The sequence below is a fragment of the Rhizobium sp. Root1220 genome (genome assembly GCF_001426265.1).
Taxonomy (GTDB): Bacteria; Pseudomonadota; Alphaproteobacteria; order Rhizobiales; family Rhizobiaceae; genus Rhizobium.
Genome location: NZ_LMDG01000001.1, coordinates 606,332 through 625,000 on the forward strand (window position 1 = coordinate 606,332; position 18,669 = coordinate 625,000).

At 58.7% G+C, this 18,669-nt stretch carries 14 protein-coding genes, 1 tRNA gene and 1 rRNA gene (1 of these 16 running past the window's edge); 11 read left to right on the forward strand and 5 right to left on the reverse strand.

Features of this window, described 5'->3' with window-relative positions; translation table 11 throughout:
• Positions 1-91 precede the first annotated feature (91 nt).
• The gene (lepA, locus tag ASC90_RS02990) at positions 92-1,927 is read left to right on the forward strand and encodes a translation elongation factor 4 (RefSeq protein ID WP_056535263.1); all 1,836 of its coding nucleotides are present in this window, start codon (positions 92-94) and stop codon (positions 1,925-1,927) included.
• Positions 1,928-1,980: 53 nt separating this feature from the next.
• Here the strand turns inward: lepA and ASC90_RS02995 are convergent, their stop codons facing one another.
• Positions 1,981-2,436 carry a GFA family protein gene (locus ASC90_RS02995; RefSeq protein WP_056535147.1) on the reverse strand — a complete coding sequence of 152 codons (456 nt, stop codon included), beginning with the start codon at positions 2,434-2,436 and terminating at the stop codon, positions 1,981-1,983.
• A 93-nt stretch (positions 2,437-2,529) separates the two neighbouring features.
• A complete protein-coding gene (rfbC, locus tag ASC90_RS03000; protein ID WP_056535149.1) occupies positions 2,530-3,060 on the reverse strand; it encodes a dTDP-4-dehydrorhamnose 3,5-epimerase in 531 nt (176 codons plus the stop codon).
• A gap of 122 nt (positions 3,061-3,182) precedes the next feature.
• Between rfbC and ASC90_RS03005 the strand changes: the two genes are divergently transcribed.
• The 10 genes from ASC90_RS03005 to ASC90_RS03050 all read left to right on the forward strand — a co-directional run bounded on the left by ASC90_RS03005 (position 3,183) and on the right by ASC90_RS03050 (position 14,360).
• Complete coding sequence (locus ASC90_RS03005; RefSeq protein WP_056535264.1) at positions 3,183-4,304, forward strand: DegT/DnrJ/EryC1/StrS family aminotransferase; 1,122 nt, start codon at positions 3,183-3,185, stop codon at positions 4,302-4,304.
• A gap of 16 nt (positions 4,305-4,320) precedes the next feature.
• Positions 4,321-4,968: a NeuD/PglB/VioB family sugar acetyltransferase gene (locus ASC90_RS03010; RefSeq protein WP_056535150.1), complete on the forward strand. Its 648-nt coding sequence runs from the start codon at positions 4,321-4,323 to the stop codon at positions 4,966-4,968.
• Between the two features lie 405 nt (positions 4,969-5,373).
• Positions 5,374-6,141: a glucose-1-phosphate cytidylyltransferase gene (gene rfbF, locus ASC90_RS03015; protein WP_056535267.1), complete on the forward strand. Its 768-nt coding sequence runs from the start codon at positions 5,374-5,376 to the stop codon at positions 6,139-6,141.
• Positions 6,138-7,223 (forward strand): CDP-glucose 4,6-dehydratase, encoded by a 1,086-nt coding sequence (rfbG, locus tag ASC90_RS03020; protein ID WP_056535152.1) that lies wholly within the window; start codon positions 6,138-6,140, stop codon positions 7,221-7,223. The genes rfbF and rfbG overlap by 4 nt, the downstream gene beginning before the upstream one ends.
• Positions 7,213-8,442: a class I SAM-dependent methyltransferase gene (locus ASC90_RS03025; RefSeq protein WP_056535154.1), complete on the forward strand. Its 1,230-nt coding sequence runs from the start codon at positions 7,213-7,215 to the stop codon at positions 8,440-8,442. Before rfbG ends, ASC90_RS03025 begins: the two co-directional genes overlap by 11 nt.
• Positions 8,443-8,908: 466 nt before the next feature.
• Entirely contained in the window at positions 8,909-10,489 is a 1,581-nt protein-coding gene (locus tag ASC90_RS03030) for a peptide ABC transporter substrate-binding protein (protein WP_056535155.1), read from the forward strand.
• A 48-nt stretch (positions 10,490-10,537) separates the two neighbouring features.
• Entirely contained in the window at positions 10,538-11,461 is a 924-nt protein-coding gene (gene oppB, locus ASC90_RS03035; RefSeq protein ID WP_056535158.1) for an oligopeptide ABC transporter permease OppB, read from the forward strand.
• On the forward strand, positions 11,458-12,375 hold the full coding sequence (locus ASC90_RS03040) for an ABC transporter permease subunit (RefSeq protein ID WP_056535160.1): 918 nt from the start codon (positions 11,458-11,460) through the stop codon (positions 12,373-12,375). Before oppB ends, ASC90_RS03040 begins: the two co-directional genes overlap by 4 nt.
• A gap of 1 nt (position 12,376) precedes the next feature.
• Positions 12,377-13,384 carry an ABC transporter ATP-binding protein gene (locus ASC90_RS03045; protein WP_056535162.1) on the forward strand — a complete coding sequence of 336 codons (1,008 nt, stop codon included), beginning with the start codon at positions 12,377-12,379 and terminating at the stop codon, positions 13,382-13,384.
• The gene (locus ASC90_RS03050) at positions 13,377-14,360 is read left to right on the forward strand and encodes an oligopeptide/dipeptide ABC transporter ATP-binding protein (RefSeq protein ID WP_056535164.1); all 984 of its coding nucleotides are present in this window, start codon (positions 13,377-13,379) and stop codon (positions 14,358-14,360) included. Before ASC90_RS03045 ends, ASC90_RS03050 begins: the two co-directional genes overlap by 8 nt.
• A gap of 161 nt (positions 14,361-14,521) precedes the next feature.
• On the opposite strand, the gene ASC90_RS03055 is transcribed toward ASC90_RS03050, so the two are convergent.
• The 3 genes from ASC90_RS03055 to ASC90_RS03065 form a co-directional block, all read right to left on the reverse strand.
• Positions 14,522-15,301 carry a DUF1194 domain-containing protein gene (locus ASC90_RS03055; protein ID WP_056535166.1) on the reverse strand — a complete coding sequence of 260 codons (780 nt, stop codon included), beginning with the start codon at positions 15,299-15,301 and terminating at the stop codon, positions 14,522-14,524.
• A gap of 240 nt (positions 15,302-15,541) precedes the next feature.
• A tRNA-Met gene (locus ASC90_RS03060) sits at positions 15,542-15,618 on the reverse strand.
• Positions 15,619-16,034: 416 nt separating this feature from the next.
• A 23S ribosomal RNA gene (locus tag ASC90_RS03065) occupies positions 16,035-18,669 on the reverse strand (it continues 166 nt past the right edge of the window).

The window sequence follows — 18,669 nt, forward strand, 5'->3', positions numbered from 1 at the left end:
AATCAAGGCAAATCTTTCGGATTCGAGCGACCCGACCTATCGTAAACGAAACCCTGCTTTTCCACTTTGCGACAAGGGGATGCGCTGCTATATGGCGCCCATGAGCACCAATCCGAACCGCACGCCCCTTGACCATATCCGCAACTTTTCCATCGTCGCGCATATCGACCACGGAAAATCGACGCTTGCCGACCGGCTAATCCAGACGACCGGCGGCCTTGCCGAACGCGACATGTCGGAGCAGGTGCTTGACAGCATGGATATCGAGCGCGAGCGCGGCATCACCATCAAGGCGCAGACCGTTCGTCTGCACTACAAGGCCAACAATGGCGAGACCTATATCCTCAACCTGATCGACACACCCGGCCACGTCGACTTCGCCTACGAAGTCTCCCGTTCGCTGTCGGCCTGCGAGGGGTCGCTGCTTGTGGTCGACGCCTCACAGGGCGTCGAGGCGCAGACGCTCGCCAACGTCTATCAGGCGATCGACAACAACCACGAGATCGTCACGGTTCTCAACAAGATCGACCTGCCGGCGGCAGAGCCGGACCGGATCCGCGAGCAGATCGAGGAAGTGATCGGCATCGACGCCTCTCAGGCTGTGCTGATCTCCGCCAAGACGGGCCTCGGCATTCCTGACGTTCTGGAAGCGATCGTTCACCAGTTACCGGCGCCCAAAAGCCCGGCCGGCGAAACCGGACCGCTGAAGGCGCTTCTCGTCGACAGCTGGTACGACACCTACCTCGGTGTTATGGTTCTCGTACGCATCATCGACGGCGTGCTGGCCAAGGGCCAGACCATCCGCATGATGGGCACCGACGCCAAGTATCAGGTCGAGCGCGTTGGCGTGCTGACGCCGAAGATGCTGGCGGTCGATAGCCTCGGCCCGGGCGAGATCGGTTTCTTCACCGGCTCGATCAAAGAAGTTGCGGATACTCGCGTCGGCGACACAATTACTGAAGACAAGAAGCCGACGGCGCAGGCGCTTCCGGGCTTCAAGCCCGCCCAGCCGGTGGTGTTCTGTGGCCTCTTCCCGGTCGATGCGGCCGACTTCGAGGATCTGCGCGCGGCGATGGGCAAGCTACGCCTCAATGACGCCTCCTTCTCCTTCGAAATGGAATCGTCTGCCGCACTCGGTTTCGGTTTCCGATGCGGCTTCCTCGGCCTGCTGCATCTGGAAATCATCCAGGAGCGTCTCGAACGCGAATTCGACCTCGACCTGATCGCGACGGCCCCCTCGGTCGTCTACAAGCTGACGATGACCGACGGCACCGAGCGCGAGCTGCACAATCCCGCCGACATGCCAGACCCTGTCCGCATCAGCGAGATCCACGAGCCCTGGATCAAGGCGACCATCCTGACGCCCGACGATTATCTCGGCGGCATTCTCAAGCTCTGTCAGGACCGCCGCGGCATCCAGACCGAACTTACCTATGTCGGCAAGCGCGCCATGCTCACCTACGAGCTGCCGCTCAACGAAGTGGTCTTCGATTTCTACGACCGCCTGAAGTCGATCTCCAAGGGTTACGCCTCTTTCGACTATCATCTCGACGGCTATCGCGAGGGCAATCTCGTCAAGATGACGATCATGGTCAACGGTGAGCCGGTGGATGCGCTGTCGATGCTTGTCCACCGTTCGGCGGCCGAAAAGCGTGGCCGCGACATGTGCGAAAAGCTGAAGGACCTGATCCCGAGGCACATGTTCAAGATTCCGATCCAGGCGGCGATCGGTGGAAATGTCATCGCCCGCGAAACCATCTCGGCGATGCGCAAGGACGTGACAGCGAAGTGCTACGGCGGCGACGCCAGCCGCAAGCGCAAGCTGCTCGATAAGCAGAAGGCTGGCAAGAAACGGATGCGCCAGTTCGGCAAGGTCGAGATTCCGCAGGAAGCGTTCATCGCAGCGCTGAAGATGAGCGACGAGTAGAGCATCATTTCAATCCGGCCGGCAGGCGATGCATGGCCGGACACCGCCCTGCCTTAGCTGCAGGCCATGTACTCCTTCACCAGTCCTTCGTAAGCCTCCATCTCGGGCAGCGCCTCGTAGCTGCGGATCGCGCCCGTTTCGGCGAAGGGCAGCTTTTCGCGCGTCCAGGTCTCGATGAATGGCCGGAACCAGCGCGGATCGTCCAGCATCGTCGGACGCAAATTGACAAACCAGTCCATCCCTTCCGACCGCGTGAACATCCAGGTCATGCAGTGGCCGCAAAAATAGTGGTGCGCCTCAACACCGTGCAGACCGCCGACCACTGGCTGCCCCTCGGTGATCTCGAAGCCGTCCGCTGGAATGGCGACACTCAACGAGTAAGCGCTGGATGACATTCTCTGGCATCCGGTGCAATGGCAGGCCATGGTCAATAGCGGCTTGGCACTGACCTTCAACCGCACGCGGCCGCATCGGCAGCCGCCTTCCCAAGGCACGTCTACTTCTGTCATCGTGGCCTCCCTTTCGTCATGCTCAATCTAGTGGCGGGCAGTGCGGCGTCAAATCAGCCGGCTTCCAACTGCAGATAAGCCGACAGCGGCATTTTACAGCATTGGAAAGTTACGATCCCGCTCCGACATCTGCGCAACAGGTAGCGGCCAGGCGATCGCGACCCTGGGATCGAGCGCGTTGACCCCGCCTTCGGCGCCGGGCGCGTAAGGCTTATCGTGCAGATAGATCAATTCGCAGTTCTCCGTCAGCGTCTGGAAACCATGGGCAAAGCCCGGCGGGATCATCATCGACCGGGCATTCTCGGCGGAAAGAACCTCACCATGCCACTTGAGATAGGTTGACGACTGCGGCCTGAGATCGACCGCGACGTCGAAGACGGCGCCCGCGAGACATGAGACGAACTTCGCTTCGTCATGCGGCGCGCGCTGGAAATGCATGCCGCGAATCACCCCCTTTGCCTGTGTCATCGTGTGATTGATCTGCGCGATACCGCCAATGCCGAAGTCGGCAAGCTCTTCGCCGCAGAAGAACCGCGAGAAGAAGCCGCGCTCGTCACCGAGGCGCTGGCGTTCGATGACGACGAGGTCAATCAGGGCAGTGGGGATGCGAGTGAAGCGGGACATGGGTTTCTCTGCTACGTGGACTCTTTGTTACCGCAAAGCGATCTCAGCGGCGCCGCGTCGCCACTTGACCCGATTCGGAAATTAGGCTCAAGAGTTGCCATTCTACCTTGACCGGGGTCGTGATGAAGCAGCGCATTCTCTACACCAAACCATCCATAACCGAACACGAGATAGGCTATGTTGCGGACGCCGTGGCGAACGGCTGGGGAGATCGCTGCTACGAATATATCAACAGGTTCGAGGCAGCGTTTGCCGCGCACCTGAATGTCAAGCATGCGATCGCGACGTCCAGCTGTACCGGAGCGCTGCACATGGGGCTTGCCGCTCTCGGTATTGGCCCAGGCGACGAGGTGATCCTGGCTGACACGAACTGGATCGCTTCGGCCGCTCCGATCGTGCATCTGGGTGCTAAACCTGTATTCGTCGACGTTCTTCCCGATAGCTGGTGTATCGATCCAAAGAAGGCCGATGCGGCGATCACCCCGCGGACAAAAGCTATTCTGGCCGTTCACATCTACGGCAATCTTTGCGACATGGACGCTCTTCTTGAAATCGGCGAGCGCCATGGCGTGCACGTCGTGGAAGACTCCGCAGAAGCGCTTGGATCGGTTTGGCATGGAAAGCGCGCCGGCTCCATGGGTGCCTTCGGAGCTTTCTCGTTTCACGGAACGAAAACCATCACCACCGGAGAAGGAGGGATGTTCGTCACGAACGATCCGGGCGTCTACAACAGGGTTCTGACACTTTCGAACCACGGGCGTGCTCGTGGGCAAACAAAGCAATTCTGGCCTGACGAAGTCGGCTTCAAATACAAGATCTCGAACTTGCAGGCCGCGATCGGCCTGGCGCAAGTGGAGCGGATCGACGAGCTGACCGAACGAAAAAGGCAGATCTTCTACACCTACCGTGACGCGTTCCGGCATATCAGTTCATTGTCGATGAACCCTGAGCCCGAGGGAACAGAGAACGGCTTCTGGATGCCGACGCTGATGTTTGCGCCCGAGACTGGCATCACCAGAGAGAGGCTTCAAGCTGCGTTCCTGGCCGAGAACATTGATGCGCGCGTGTTCTTCTGGCCGCTGAGCTCATTGCCATCCTTCGCCGACGCACCGGAAAACTCCGTCGCCTACGACTTGCCGGGACGAGCGATCAATCTGCCGAGCTATCATGACATAACCGACGACGAGCAGCGCCGCGTTATTGATGTCGTGAAGGACATCTGCGGCCAGATTGCCGCGAGCTGAGATGGAGATGGGAGAGATGGAAAGCATATACCTGCTTGGTGCGGCGAGTCCTGAGACCATCCGCATGGTGCAGGCCGTGCAGGCATCGTCTCCGGTCAGCTTTCCGGGCTTGCTCGATAACGACAAGCGTAAACATGGGACGCTGTTTTTCGGCATGCCCGTGCTCGGCGGATACGAAGTCATTCCGGGACTTGCTGGTCCCCGGGTTGGCTTTGTCAGCCTCGTGAGCGGCAGCACACAGGCGCGGGAGGAGACTGGTCGCGGGATCGAGGCAGCCGGTGGCCAGCTCGTCAACCTTATTCACCCTACAGTCGACACCAACATGGTTGCGCTCGGGCGAGGTATCTATATCCAACAGGGCGTTCAACTCGGCGCACAAGTCGAACTCGGCGATAACTCGAGCATCCATATCGGCGCCGTCGTAAATCACGAATGCCGCCTCGGTCGATCGGTCTTTGTCGCGCCGTCTGCGTGTATTGCCGGCTGTTGCGAGATAGGCGACGGCGTGTTTGTCGGCGTCAATGCGACGATCCTGCCTCGCCTGAGGATTGGCAACTGGGCGACCATCGGCGCCGGCGCCGTGGTAACCAAGAATGTGCCTGACCACGCTGTCGTCGTCGGCAATCCCGCCAGGATCGTGAAATTCAACGAGCGAGCTGATTGAACGCTGCGCATTGATTGCGGGGCCTGAATCCAGCAGATTCCTCTGTTGAGCCCGGTGGCATTGGGCTAAGATCAGGCCCGCGCAAGATACTTGCGGCCATTGTGGGAAGCCCACTTTTTCGCAGAATCAACGTTGCAACACGGCAATCATCACATCGAGGCATAGCATGAGCAACTTTGAGGAAGAGGTCCCGGATCGCGGCGCTGCGATCCGACCATGCTCTCAACCTCAGCGCATCGGACTTTCTTCGAAAGTATGTCGATCCTACAACTGCTTCCGGATGGACCACCCGATGATTCAAAATCCGCAGGATATGGTCGCGATTTCAAGCAATTGGACTTCGCTGCGTTTCCTCCAAAGTCGGTCCAACCTGAGAAACCGCGCACTGATCGAAAGCACGTTACCATGAAGATCGTCATTCTTGCCGGGGGATACGGCACCCGTATTTCCGAAGAAAGCCATCTGCGGCCCAAGCCGATGATCGAGATCGGTGGCCGGCCGATTTTGTGGCACATAATGAAAATCTACAGCCATTTCGGCTTCAACGATTTCGTCATCTGCCTCGGCTACCGCGGATATATGATCAAGGAGTATTTTGCGAACTACGTTCTTCACTCCGCCGACGTCACCTTCGACATGGCGACGGGCGAGACGACTTATCATGCGACGAAAGCCGAACCCTGGCGTGTGACACTCGTTGAAACGGGCCAGGACTCGATGACAGGCGGGCGGTTGAAGCGCGTGGCGGACTATCTCGGCGACAACTTCTGCCTGACCTATGGCGACGGTGTGGCCAACGTAGATATCCGGGCGCTTACGGACTTCCATCTCAGCCACGGCCGCGACGCAACTGTCACCAGCGTGGTTCCGCCGGGACGCTATGGCGCGTTGCTGATGGACGGCGGGCGGGTGCGAAGCTTTACGGAAAAACCAGCGGGCGACAACGGGCGCATCAATGGCGGCTTCTTCGTCCTCAACCGCTCGGTTCTGGATCGCATTGACGGCGACAGCATGCCATTCGAGGGCGCTCCGCTTGAAGGGCTCGCCCGAGACGGCCAACTGATCGCGTTTGCGCATGACGGCTTCTGGCGGCCGATGGATACGCTACGCGACAAGAATCAGCTTGAAGAACTCTGGCAGAGTGGCGACGCGCCGTGGAAAGTCTGGTCGTGAGCCGCTTGCCGGATCCACGTTTCTGGGCCGGCAAGCGTGTCTTCCTGACGGGCCACACGGGGTTCAAGGGAACATGGGCGCGGATCTGGCTGTCGAAGCTCGGTGCGCGGGTGACCGGCTACGCGCTGGCACCCGCCACTACGCCTTCGCTGCATGCCCTTGCAGGCTCTTGGGGGCTTGAGGCCGAGACGATTGCCGATATCCGCGACGGCACCCGACTGGGGGCGGCGCTGCAGGACTGCAATCCCGACATTATCCTCCATATGGCCGCCCAACCGCTGGTGCGGCGAAGCTATGCCGAACCCGACGAGACATTTGACGTCAACGTGATGGGGACGGTACGGCTGCTGGAAGCGTCACGGTCGATCGAGGCGCTCAAGGCCGTGCTCGTGGTGACGACCGACAAGGTCTACAGCAATGACGAGAGCGGGCGGCATTTCGTCGAAACCGATCGGCTGGGCGGGCACGATCCCTATTCCGGTTCGAAAGCCGCGGCGGAGATCGCGACCGCGACGTACCGCGACTCATTCTTTCGGCAGAAGGGCGTGCATGTCGGCACCGCGCGGGGCGGCAACGTCCTCGGAGGCGGCGATTTTTCCGAGGATCGCCTGGTACCGGATATCGTTCGCGCGGCGATCGCGGGCGAAATTCTTGATATCCGCAGCCCGCTCGCTACACGTCCATGGCAGCATGTGCTGGATTGCCTGAATGGTTACTTCCTTTTCAGCGAGGCGCTTTTCGCCGCAAAACCGTCGGCCGAGGCCTTGAATTTCGGCCCTTCGCCAGCGGAAGCGCAAATTGCGGTTGGTGCGGTCGCCTCCGCTGTTCAGGTGGCGATGGGACTGGGCGAGACGTGGCGCGACACCTCTTCAGCAGACAAACCGCGCGAGATGCAGACGCTCGGACTCGACCCCGCGGAGGCCAACCGGTCTCTCGCCTGGCGGGCCTGTCTCAGCCAGGCAGAAGCGATCGACTTGACAGCGCGCTGGTACGATCAATGGCGTCGGGGCGGTGATGCGCTCGCGCTAGTCACCAGCCAGATTGATGATTTTGTGAAAGGCTCCCAACGACATGTCTCATGAATGCCGCTTCTGCTCAGCGCCGTTGACGACGGTCGTCGCGGATCTCGGATCGACGCCGTGGTCGAACTCCTTTCTGCCGGATGCGACGGCGATCGACAAGGAGCGTTCGTTTCCGCTCAAGGTGATGGTTTGCTCAGAGTGCTACCTGGTTCAGACGACCGAGACCGTTCCGGCGGATGAGATCTTCAATGCCGACTACGCCTACCTCTCCTCGTTCTCGACCAGCTGGCTCGAACATGCCAAGCGCTATGCGGAGATGATGACCGAACGGTTCGATTTGACCTCGGACGCGTCGGTTGTCGAGGTCGCGTCGAACGACGGCTACCTGCTGCAATATTTCGCCGGCATGGGCATGTCCGTTCTCGGCGTGGAGCCGGCAGCGAATGCCGCGAAGATAGCCGAGAGCCGCGGTGTAGCGACCAAGGTGGCGTTCTTCGGCAAGGAGGCCGCCACGGCGCTGGTCGCAGGTGGCCTCCGCGCCGATTTGACGGCCGCGAACAACGTGCTGGCGCATGTGCCGGATATCGCCGACTTCGTCAGTGGGTTTGCGATCTTGCTGAAACCCGACGGCGTCTCGACGTTCGAGTTCCCCCATCTCTTGACAATGCTCGACGGGATTCAGTTCGACACGATCTATCATGAGCACTATTCCTATATGTCGCTTCTGGCAGTCGAGCGGATTTTCGAGGCCTGCGGGCTGAAGGTCTTCGATGTCGAGGAGATTCCGACGCATGGCGGGTCGCTACGTGTTTTCGCTCAGAAAACGGAGGGAATGCGAACTGTGACGGACCGCCTCATTGCGCTTCGTGAGAAGGAAGAACAGTTCGGCCTGAGGCGTATGGCGACATATGAGCGGTTCGGCCAGCGTATCGGCGCCGTTTGTGATGCATTCCGGAGTTTCCTTGCGCGCGCCAAGGCAGATGGAAAGACCGTTGCTGCCTATGGCGCCGCTGCAAAGGGCAACACGTTTCTCAATGTTTGTGGCGCGACCGCAGACGACATCACTTTCGTCGTCGACCGCAGCGACATAAAACAGGGAAAACTTCTGCCGGGGAGCCACATCCCGGTCTATGCGCCGAGCCACATCGACGTAGCAAAACCCGACTACATCGTCATCCTGCCGTGGAATTTGAAGGATGAGATCATCAAATCCAATTCGCAGATCAGAGCTTGGGGCGGCCAATTCGTGGTTGCGATTCCGACGCTGCATATTCTTTAGGGCGACGCCTGTCGCCTGCTGTCGTCTATGCTGAGCCCGACATCAATCTCGTTTCGTATCCGGCTGCCAACAACGACTGCCGGACACGTGACATGAGCATTGCCGGGGCGGGGAGACGTTTGCCTTTGAAAACACACGGCGATCCCGTATGCGACAGCAGATCCCCTCGTCGCGACACGCGACATCAAGGAGCGAGAATCAACTCATAGTTGCTTGTGCGGATCTTGGCTGAAAGTCGCAGACGCTCACCAGAAGGGCTTTAACGGTTGTAGGGTGCGTGTCACCATTGCTTGGCCGGCTAAATCCTGCTCGTTTTCCTCCACTTGCCCAGCCGATACCGAAGCCTATTTTTGGGGCTTGCAACGTCAAACCTTTACGATAGGTTGCGCGTCGACCTGATATTGGCAGGTCGACCACGGGAACGAACGATTAAAAAAGCGCAAAGCTTAGAAAGGTGGCCTCCCCCATGAACTTCTTCACAAAGCGATTCCTGGCCTCTGCAGTACTTGGCTCGCTGCTGGCCGTTTCGGCGCACGCAGCCACAATCAATATTCACAATGGTGGCGATACGACATCGCTTGATCCGCAAAAAATCTCCGGCGACTGGGAAGATCGCATTGCCGGTGACATCTTCGAAGGCCTCGTAACGGAAGACGCCAAGGCCGACCCGATTCCTGGTCAGGCCGAAAGCTGGACCGTCTCGGACGACGGCCTCGTCTATACCTTCAAGCTGCGCGACGGGATTAAGTGGTCCGACGGCCAACCGGTAACAGCCGGCGACTTCGTTTTTGCCTTCCAGCGGCTCCTCGATCCGAAGAACGCTGCGGACTACGCCTATCTCCAGTTCACGATCAAGAACGCCGAGAAAATCAACAAGGGCGAGATTACCGATTTCAACCAGCTGGGCGTCAAGGCGATCGACGACAAGACGCTGGAGATCACGCTCGAAAATCCGACCCCCTACTTCATCAACGCTCTGACGCACTACACGGCCTATCCGCTGCCGAAGCACGTCATCGACGCCAAGGGTGCTGATTGGGTCAAGATCGGCAACATCGTCACCAACGGTCCATACAAGCCGGTCGAATGGGTTCCCGGTTCGCACGTCACCACAGTCAAGAACGATCAATGGTACGGCGCCAAGGACCTGAAGATCGAAGGCGCGAAGTTCTTTACGCTTGAAGACCAGGAAGCCGCGCTGAAGCGCTACCGCGCCGGCGAATTCGACGTCCTGACGGACTTCCCGAAGGATCAGTACGAGTGGATCAAGACAAATCTGCCGGGCCAGGCGCACGTCGTGCCGTTCCTTGGCACCTACTATTACGTCGTGAACTCCACCAAGCCGCCCTTCAGCGACAAGCGCGTCCGCCAGGCGCTCTCAATGGCAGTGAACCGCGAAGTCATCGGTCCGAGCATTCTCGGTACCGGCGAGCTTCCGTCCTATTCCTGGGTTCCGCCAGGCACGGCGAACTACGGCGAGCCGGCTTACACCAGCTGGAAGGACCTGCCGTACAATGAGAAGGTGGCAGAAGCCAAGAAGCTGCTTACCGAAGCCGGTTTCGGCCCCGACCATCCTCTGAAGGCACAGCTGCGCTACAATACCAATGACAACCACAAGCGCATCGCGGTCGCGATCGCCTCCATGTGGAAGCCCCTCGGAGTTGAAGTCGAACTGTACAACACCGAGACCAAGGTCCACTATGACGAAATGCAGCGTGGCCAGGTTGAGATCGGCCGTGCTGGATGGCTTGCAGACTATGACGATCCGGACAACTTCCTGAGCCTGCTCGTCACCGGCGTCCCGAACAACTACGGTCGCTGGAGCAACGCGGAATACGACAAGATTGTCAAGGAAGGCAACAACACCAGGGATCTGAAGGCGCGCGCCGAAATCCTGAAGAAGGCCGAGCAAATCGCCCTCGACGAAAGCGCGGCAATTCCGATCTATTACTACGTCTCCGAAAACATCGTTTCTCCGAAGGTCCAGGGCTTCGAAGACAACGTTACGGACAAGCACCGCACACGCTGGCTGTCCTTCAAGGAATAAGGCCCAAAGGCTCTTCCCGGCACCGTCGGGAAGAGCTGGCTCACGATCATGATCAAATACGCACTCCGTCGATTGCTGTCGACAATCCCCGTCTTGTGGATTGCCGTAACAGTGTGCTTTTTCATTTTGCGCCTTGCCCCCGGCGGCCCTTTCGATGGCGAAAGGCCATTGCCGCCGGCAGTCATGAAGAACCTCGCGGCCCACTACAATCTCGACAAGCCGCTGGTTGAGCAGTACGTCATCTACGTCGGCGACCTGCTGAAAGGCGACCTCGGGCCCTCCTTTGCCAGTGAGGACTTCACAGTCACGCAGCAGATCATGATCGGCCTGCCCTACACCTTCACGATCGGCTCGGCAGCCTTCCTGCTTGCCATCGTCGTCGGCGTGGCAGCAGGCTGTCTCGGGGCGCTCTATCAGAACAAGGCGCCGGACTATTGGCTTGGCAGCATGGTGCTTGTGGGGGTCGTGCTCCCGAACTTCCTTATTGCCCCGATCCTGCAACTCGTGTTCGGCATCCATCTCGGCTGGCTGCCGGTCGGCGGGTGGGGCAACGGCTCCATCAAGTATCTCATCCTGCCGGTTATTGTTCTGGCGCTGCCGCATGCGGGGCGCATCTCCCGCATCACCCGTGGTTCGATGATCGAGGTCATGAGCCAGAACTTCATACGCACGGCTCGGGCCAAGGGCATCGGCCCGCGCCTCACCGTCATGCGCCACGCGCTGAAACCCGCCATGATGCCGGTCGTCTCCTATCTCGGGCCGGCAGCAAGTTACCTTCTCACCGGCTCGCTGGTCGTCGAAAGCATCTTCGGATTGCCCGGCATCGGCCGCTATTTCATCAACGCAGCGCTGAACCGCGACTACGGCATGGTTCTCGGCACGGTCATCTTCTACATGGTGCTGATCGTATTCCTGAACCTTCTCGTTGACATCGCCTATGCGTGGCTCGATCCGAAAGTGAGAACCAGATGATCCTCAACCCCGCAAAGAGGGAATTGCTCGCGGCAGAGCTGCTGGAGGCCGAAGGCCTCGCACCGGAAGGACGCTCGCTGACGAAGGACGCGCTTCGCCGTCTTTCGCGCAACAAGGCCGCCGTCGTCTCGATAGTCGTGTTGGCGCTGCTTGTCCTCGCCGCATTCCTCGGCCCCTGGTTCATTCCTTTCGGCTACGAGGATCCGGATTGGGCGGCCTTCCGCGTGCCGCCATCCATTGAGAGCGGCCACTACTTCGGCACTGATCCGAATGGTCGCGACCTGCTTGCCCGGGTGCTCTACGGCACCCGCGTCTCGCTCGCCGTGGCGGTGACCGCAACCCTTGTCTCCGTGGTCATCGGCGTGCTTTACGGCGCCATCTCCGGTTATCTCGGCGGCAAGGTGGACGCCGTCATGATGCGCTTCGTCGACATCATGTACGCCCTGCCATATATCCTTTTCGTCATCCTGCTGATGGTGATCTTCGGACGCAACGTCTACCTGCTCTTCGCGGCGATCGGTGCGTTGGAATGGCTGACCATGGCCCGCATCGTGCGCGGCCAGACGCTGTCCATCAAGCAGCGCGAGTTCATCGAAGCGGCCCGCGCGTCCGGCCAGAAGCCGTTCAAGATCATCATCAAGCACGTCATTCCCAACCTCGTCGGCCCGGTGGTGATCTTCGCTGCACTGACCGTTCCGGAGATCATCGCGACCGAAAGCTTCCTTTCCTATCTCGGTTTCGGCGTTCAGGAACCGTTGACCTCACTCGGCACGCTGATCGCTGAAGGAAGCAACGCGATGGAAAGCATGCCGTGGCTGCTGGTCTTCCCGGCAATCTTCCTCGTCGCACTGCTGCTCAGCCTGCTCTTCATCGGCGACGGCCTGCGCGACGCGTTCGACCCGAGGGACCGCTGACATGTCCCAGCAAACAACAAACGATGCCCTTCTCGAACTGAAGGACTACTCGATCACCTTCGACACGCCGGATGGGCAGGTGAAGGCGGTTTCGAACATGAACCTGTCGATCAAGCGCGGCGAACGCGTTGCGATTGTCGGTGAATCTGGATCGGGCAAGAGCCAGACATTCCTTGGCATCATGGGCCTCCTCGCCAAGAACGGAAAGACCACCGGCAAGGCGCTGCTGGGAGGTAAGGACGTGCTTGCGCTCAAGCCACGGGAACTCGACCAAGTTCGCGGCAAGGACATGGCCATGGTGTTCCAGGACCCCATGACCGCCTTGAATCCGTCCCTGAGGATCTCGCGGCAGCTCACGGAACAGCTTGAGGTTCATCGCGGCTTCACGGCACGCGCCGCGTCTGCGGAAGCGCTCGACATGCTGAAGCGGGTCGGCATTCCCGATCCCGCCCGGCGCTTCAGCCTTTATCCGCACGAGCTTTCCGGCGGCATGCGCCAGCGCATCGTTATCGCCATGGCATTGCTGACGAAGCCGAAATTGCTGATCGCCGACGAGCCGACAACGGCGCTCGACGTGACAATCCAGGCACAGATCCTCGACCTCTTCAACGATCTCACGGCCGAGATGAATACGGCGCTGGTGATGATCACCCACGATCTCGGCGTCGTAGCCGGTCTCGCAGACCGCGTCGCCGTGATGTATGCCGGACGGATCGTCGAGGAGGCGCCGGTTGACGAACTCTTCGACAATCCCGCGCATCCCTATACGACGGCCCTGCATGCCTCAATCCCGAGGCCCGACCAGGATGTCGACCAGTTGGCTGTCATCCCAGGCCGACCGCCGAACCTGCAGCACCTGCCAAAAGGCTGCAGCTTTTCGCCGCGCTGTCCGATGGTCCAGAACGACTGCATCGATGCATCCCCACGGCTCGACATGCTCGCACCGCGCCATGCGGCGGCCTGCTTCCATCCCTTCCCGCGCCTCGAGGAGGTTCTGAACAATGGCTGAGCGTTCACTGCTGCGGGTGGAGAACCTGACTACCCAGTTCGAGGTCCCAGCCAAGGGCTTCTTCAAACCACCCCTGAAGCTGACGGCGGTCAACAATGTCAGCTTCGATCTGATCGAGGGCCGGACGCTCGGCATTGTCGGCGAATCCGGTTGCGGAAAATCGACGCTCGGCCGCTCCATTTTGCGGCTTCTGAAGTCACAGAATGGTCGAATCCTCTGGCAGGGGCGCAACCTGCTCGACCTGTCGGACGAGGAGATGCGGGCCGCGCGCCGCGACATGCAGATCATCTTCCAAGATCCGATCGCATCGCTCGACCCGAGGATGACGGTCGGCGACATCATCGCCGAGCCGCTCACTGTTTTCGAACCGAAGCTTAGCAGGGCCCAACGCACCGAGCGTGTTCGAGAGATCATGACGGCCGTCGGTCTCGTGCCTGAAATGATCAACCGCTATCCTCACGAGTTTTCGGGCGGCCAGGCGCAGCGTATCGGCATCGCGAGGGCCGTCGTGACGCGGCCGAAGCTGATCATCTGCGACGAGCCGGTGTCGGCGCTCGACGTCTCGATCCAGGGTCAGGTGATCACGCTGCTGCGCAAGCTCCGCAAGGAATTCGGCCTGACGTTGATTTTCATCAGTCACGACCTCTCCGTGGTGCGGCTGATTTCGGACGATGTGTTGGTGCTTTATCTCGGCAAAGTCGTGGAAGCCGGCGACTGTGCGACTGTCTTCGACAACCCGGCGCACCCCTATACGCAGGCGTTGTTTTCAGCGGCCCCAATTCCCGACCCGAAACTCGCCCGGAACCGCCAGCGCATACGCCTGCAGGGCGATCCACCGTCACCGCTCAACCCTCCGCAGGGCTGTGTCTTCTCGCCACGGTGCTGGAAGGCGACCGATATCTGTCGAACGGAGATGCCGCCGACCGAACAGGTCCGACCGGGGCAGACGGCGGCGTGCTATCACATGGATCGATAGCCGTTCTTCGGCGGACGGCAGCCGAGCACCAGGCGCTCCGAACAGAATGCATGGTGATGGCGGGACCATGATCTGGCCGTCACACGGTGGTGAATTTAACTCTTTGTGGATGCTCTACGGCCGTTGAACCGTGGCTTTAGCCTGCCGATTGGCCGTGTCGATCAGCGGTCGAACAGATTTTGCCATTGCTTTTCACCGATCAGGCAGTCGGCGGCTGACTGGCTTCCGGCAGCTTTTTGCACCGTCTCCGGCCCAGGGAGGCCGCTGATCTCCATCACAAGCTTGCGCCGCACGGCGACGGCAAAGTCTTCGATCTTATGCACCGGCAACACAAACGCGCCAGGCCCCCCAATCACGCAATCCGCATAATATCGGTCGAGCCCACCCGGCGTATCGGAAGGTCTCAACATGATCGCCAGACCATTGACAACGAGCCCCGCGGCAAGCGCCTTGTCCCTTGCCGGCAATATCGGCTCCCCGGAATTGTTTGGTCCATCGCCGGAGATGTCGATCACCTTTCGTCTGCCGACATAAGGACTGGCCGCAATCATGCCGGCGCCTTGGCTCACGGCTGTGGAAATCGATGTCCGGCGTTGCGTGGTGATCGGGCGGGCTTCAAGCTTGTCGGCAAAATCGAGTGCATCCTGCTGCGTCTCGATGACGTGCCAGGCGATCACTGATTCCGGTACGACGTGTCCTGCCCATTCGAAATAGCTGATAGCAATGCGGCCGGAGAGGCCATTTTTCACGGCTCCGAGGAACTCCGGATGCTTGAGCGCCTCGACATAGCCTTCGCGCTGGATGCCAACTTCCTCATGATCCATGGAACGGGACGTATCGACGGCAAGCACCAGCGAAACATCGACCTCGTCCCCGCCTTGATCCGGCAACGTCGCGGCGACACCGGACAGGCTCATGAGCACTGCAAACGTCGTAAACATCGAACAGACCCGCTTTGATCGGCGGGATGAACTGTACCACACCCGACTATGGCGACGACACTCTGCCTGACGCCGCGCTTCAATTTCCAGTGATCGCGGTGGTCACCCGACAAACACGTTTTATCTGAGCATGCCTCAATGGTCGGACAATCAGCGGCGAGACCGCCCGCACGCAAGAACGCTCGTCGGTTTGTCGAGGAGCTCTTGGATTGGCTGGAATTTGCTGTTTGCGAGAAAGGTTGGTTGCGGGGGCAGGATTTGAACCTGCGGCCTTCAGGTTATGAGCCTGACGAGCTACCGGGCTGCTCCACCCCGCGTCCAGCGCATTCGGCTTTGCCGAATGTCGCGGCTACGTCAACGCTTTGCGTTGCCGGATTTCTGCCGGAGCAAAACCCTTTGGTTTTGTCTCCTGTAAGGTTCTGTTCTGCCGAATCTATCCGACCCTTATAACACGAAAGGACCGCTTTAGGCGGCCCTTTTTGYKTCGGCTGGGCCGAAGAAGTGTGATGAGAAGATTTGTTGCGTTTTGCAGACCTGGCAGCGACCGACTCTCCCGCGTCTTAAGACGAAGTACCATAGGCGGGAACGGGTGCAGCCGCCCCGCCATAACCACCAGGTCAGCGAAGCGCAACAATGAGAAGCTGGTGAGGCCGGTTAGGCCTCGTTTTTAGTCTTGAACACGTCTTAGGCGTCATTTCTGTCGTTTGACAGTCATGAGCATTGATCAATGAGAACGATCAAGCCAATCGAGCTATTAGTACCGGTAAGCTTCACACATTACTGTGCTTCCACACCCGGCCTATCAACGTGGTCGTCTTCCACGGCTCTGATAGGGAATACTCGTTTTCAGGTTGGTTTCCCGCTTAGATGCCTTCAGCGGTTATCCATTCCATATGTAGCTACCCTGCTATGCCCTTGGCAGGACAACAGGTCCACCAGAGATATGTCCATCCCGGTCCTCTCGTACTAGGGACAGATCCTGTCAATATTCCTACACCCACGGCAGATAGGGACCGAACTGTCTCACGACGTTCTGAACCCAGCTCACGTACCGCTTTAATTGGCGAACAGCCAAACCCTTGGGACCTGCTCCAGCCCCAGGATGCGATGAGCCGACATCGAGGTGCCAAACAACCCCGTCGATATGGACTCTTGGGGGTCATCAGCCTGTTATCCCCGGCGTACCTTTTATCCGTTGAGCGATGGCCCTTCCACGCGGGACCACCGGATCACTATGACCGACTTTCGTCTCTGCTCGACTTGTCAGTCTCGCAGTCAGGCGGGCTTATGCCATTGCACTCGACGACCGATTTCCGACCGGTCTGAGCCCACCATCGCGCGCCTCCGTTACTCTTTCGGAGGCGACCGCCCCAGTCAAACTACCCACCATACACTGTCCCGGATCCGGATAACGGACCGCGGTTAGACATCCATGACGATAAGGGTGGTATTTCAAGGATGGCTCCACAGAAACTGGCGTCCCTGCTTCAAAGCCTACCACCTATCCTACACATGCCGACACGAATGCCAGTGTAAAGCTATAGTAAAGGTGCACGGGGTCTTTCCGTCTGACCGCAGGAACCCCGCATCTTCACGGGGAATTCAATTTCACTGAGTCTATGTTGGAGACAGCGGGGAAGTCGTTACGCCATTCGTGCAGGTCGGAACTTACCCGACAAGGAATTTCGCTACCTTAGGACCGTTATAGTTACGGCCGCCGTTTACTGGGGCTTCAGTTCAAAGCTTGCACCTCTCCCTTTAACCTTCCAGCACCGGGCAGGCGTCAGACCCTATACGTCGTCTTGCGACTTCGCAGAGCCCTGTGTTTTTGATAAACAGTCGCTACCCCCTGGTCTGTGCCACCCCATCTCACTTGCGTAAAATGGGGTCACGCTTCTTCCGAAGTTACGCGTGCAATTTGCCGAGTTCCTTCAACATAGTTCTCTCAAGCGCCTTGGTATACTCTACCTGACCACCTGTGTCGGTTTCGGGTACGGTCTATAATGGTGGAGCTATTTCCTGGAACCGCGTCCCTGCACAGACAATCCAATAAGTCTGTACAAGTTGAGCAATCCGTCACTACCACCAGGCCCACGAATATTAACGTGGTTCCCATCGACTACGCATTTCTGCCTCGCCTTAGGGGCCGGCTAACCCTGCTCAGATTAACTTTAAGCAGGAACCCTTGGTCTTTCGGCGAGGGGGTCTCTCACCCCCTTTATCGTTACTCATGTCAACATTCGCACTTCCGATACCTCCAGGACCCCTCACAGGTATCCCTTCACAGGCTTACGGAACGCTCCGCTACCACGTGCATTGCTGCACATCCTCAGCTTCGGTGCATGGCTTCAGCCCCGTTACATTTTCGGCGCAAAGACCCTTATTTAGACCAGTGAGCTGTTACGCTTTCTTTAAATGATGGCTGCTTCTAAGCCAACATCCTGGTTGTTTTGGGATCCTCACATCCTTTCCCACTTAGCCATGACTTGGGGACCTTAGCTGGAGGTCAGGGTTGTTGCCCTTTTCACGACGGACGTTAGCACCCGCCGTGTGTCTGCCGACTAGTACTCCCCGGTATTCGGAGTTTGGTTAGGATCAGTAAGACGGTGAGTCCCCATAGCCCATCCAGTGCTCTACCCCCGGGGGTATTCGGTCGACGCTCTACCTAAATAGATTTCGCGGAGAACCAGCTATTTCCGAGTTTGATTGGCCTTTCACCCCTAACCACAAGTCATCCCAATCTATTGCAACAGATGCGGGTTCGGTCCTCCAGTTGGTGTTACCCAACCTTCAACCTGCTCATGGCTAGATCACTCGGTTTCGGGTCTAATGCAACTAACTAAATCGCCCTATTCAGACTCGCTTTCGCTTCGCCTACACCTACCGGCTTAAGCTTGCTAGTTACACTAAGTCGTTGACCCATTATACAAAAGGTACGCCGTCACCCTTGCGGGCTCCGACTGTTTGTAGGCATCCGGTTTCAGGTTCTATTTCACTCCCCTTGTCGGGGTGCTTTTCACCTTTCCCTCACGGTACTTGTTCGCTATCGGTCATGCACGAGTACTTAGGCTTGGAGAGTGGTCTCCCCATGTTCAGACAGGATTTCTCGTGTCCCGCCCTACTCTAGGACAATGAGTGTTCTACGCGTACGGGGCTATCACCCGCTACGGCCCAACTTTCCAGAAGGTTCCACTTTATTCCTCATTGCCACTGGCCTGGTCCGCGTTCGCTCGCCACTACTTGCGGAGTCTCGGTTGATGTCCTTTCCTTCGGGTACTTAGATGTTTCAGTTCCCCGAGTTCGCTTCAAACCCCCTATTTTATTCAAGGGTTGATACCTTATCACAATGCTTGGAAACCCAAGCCGAC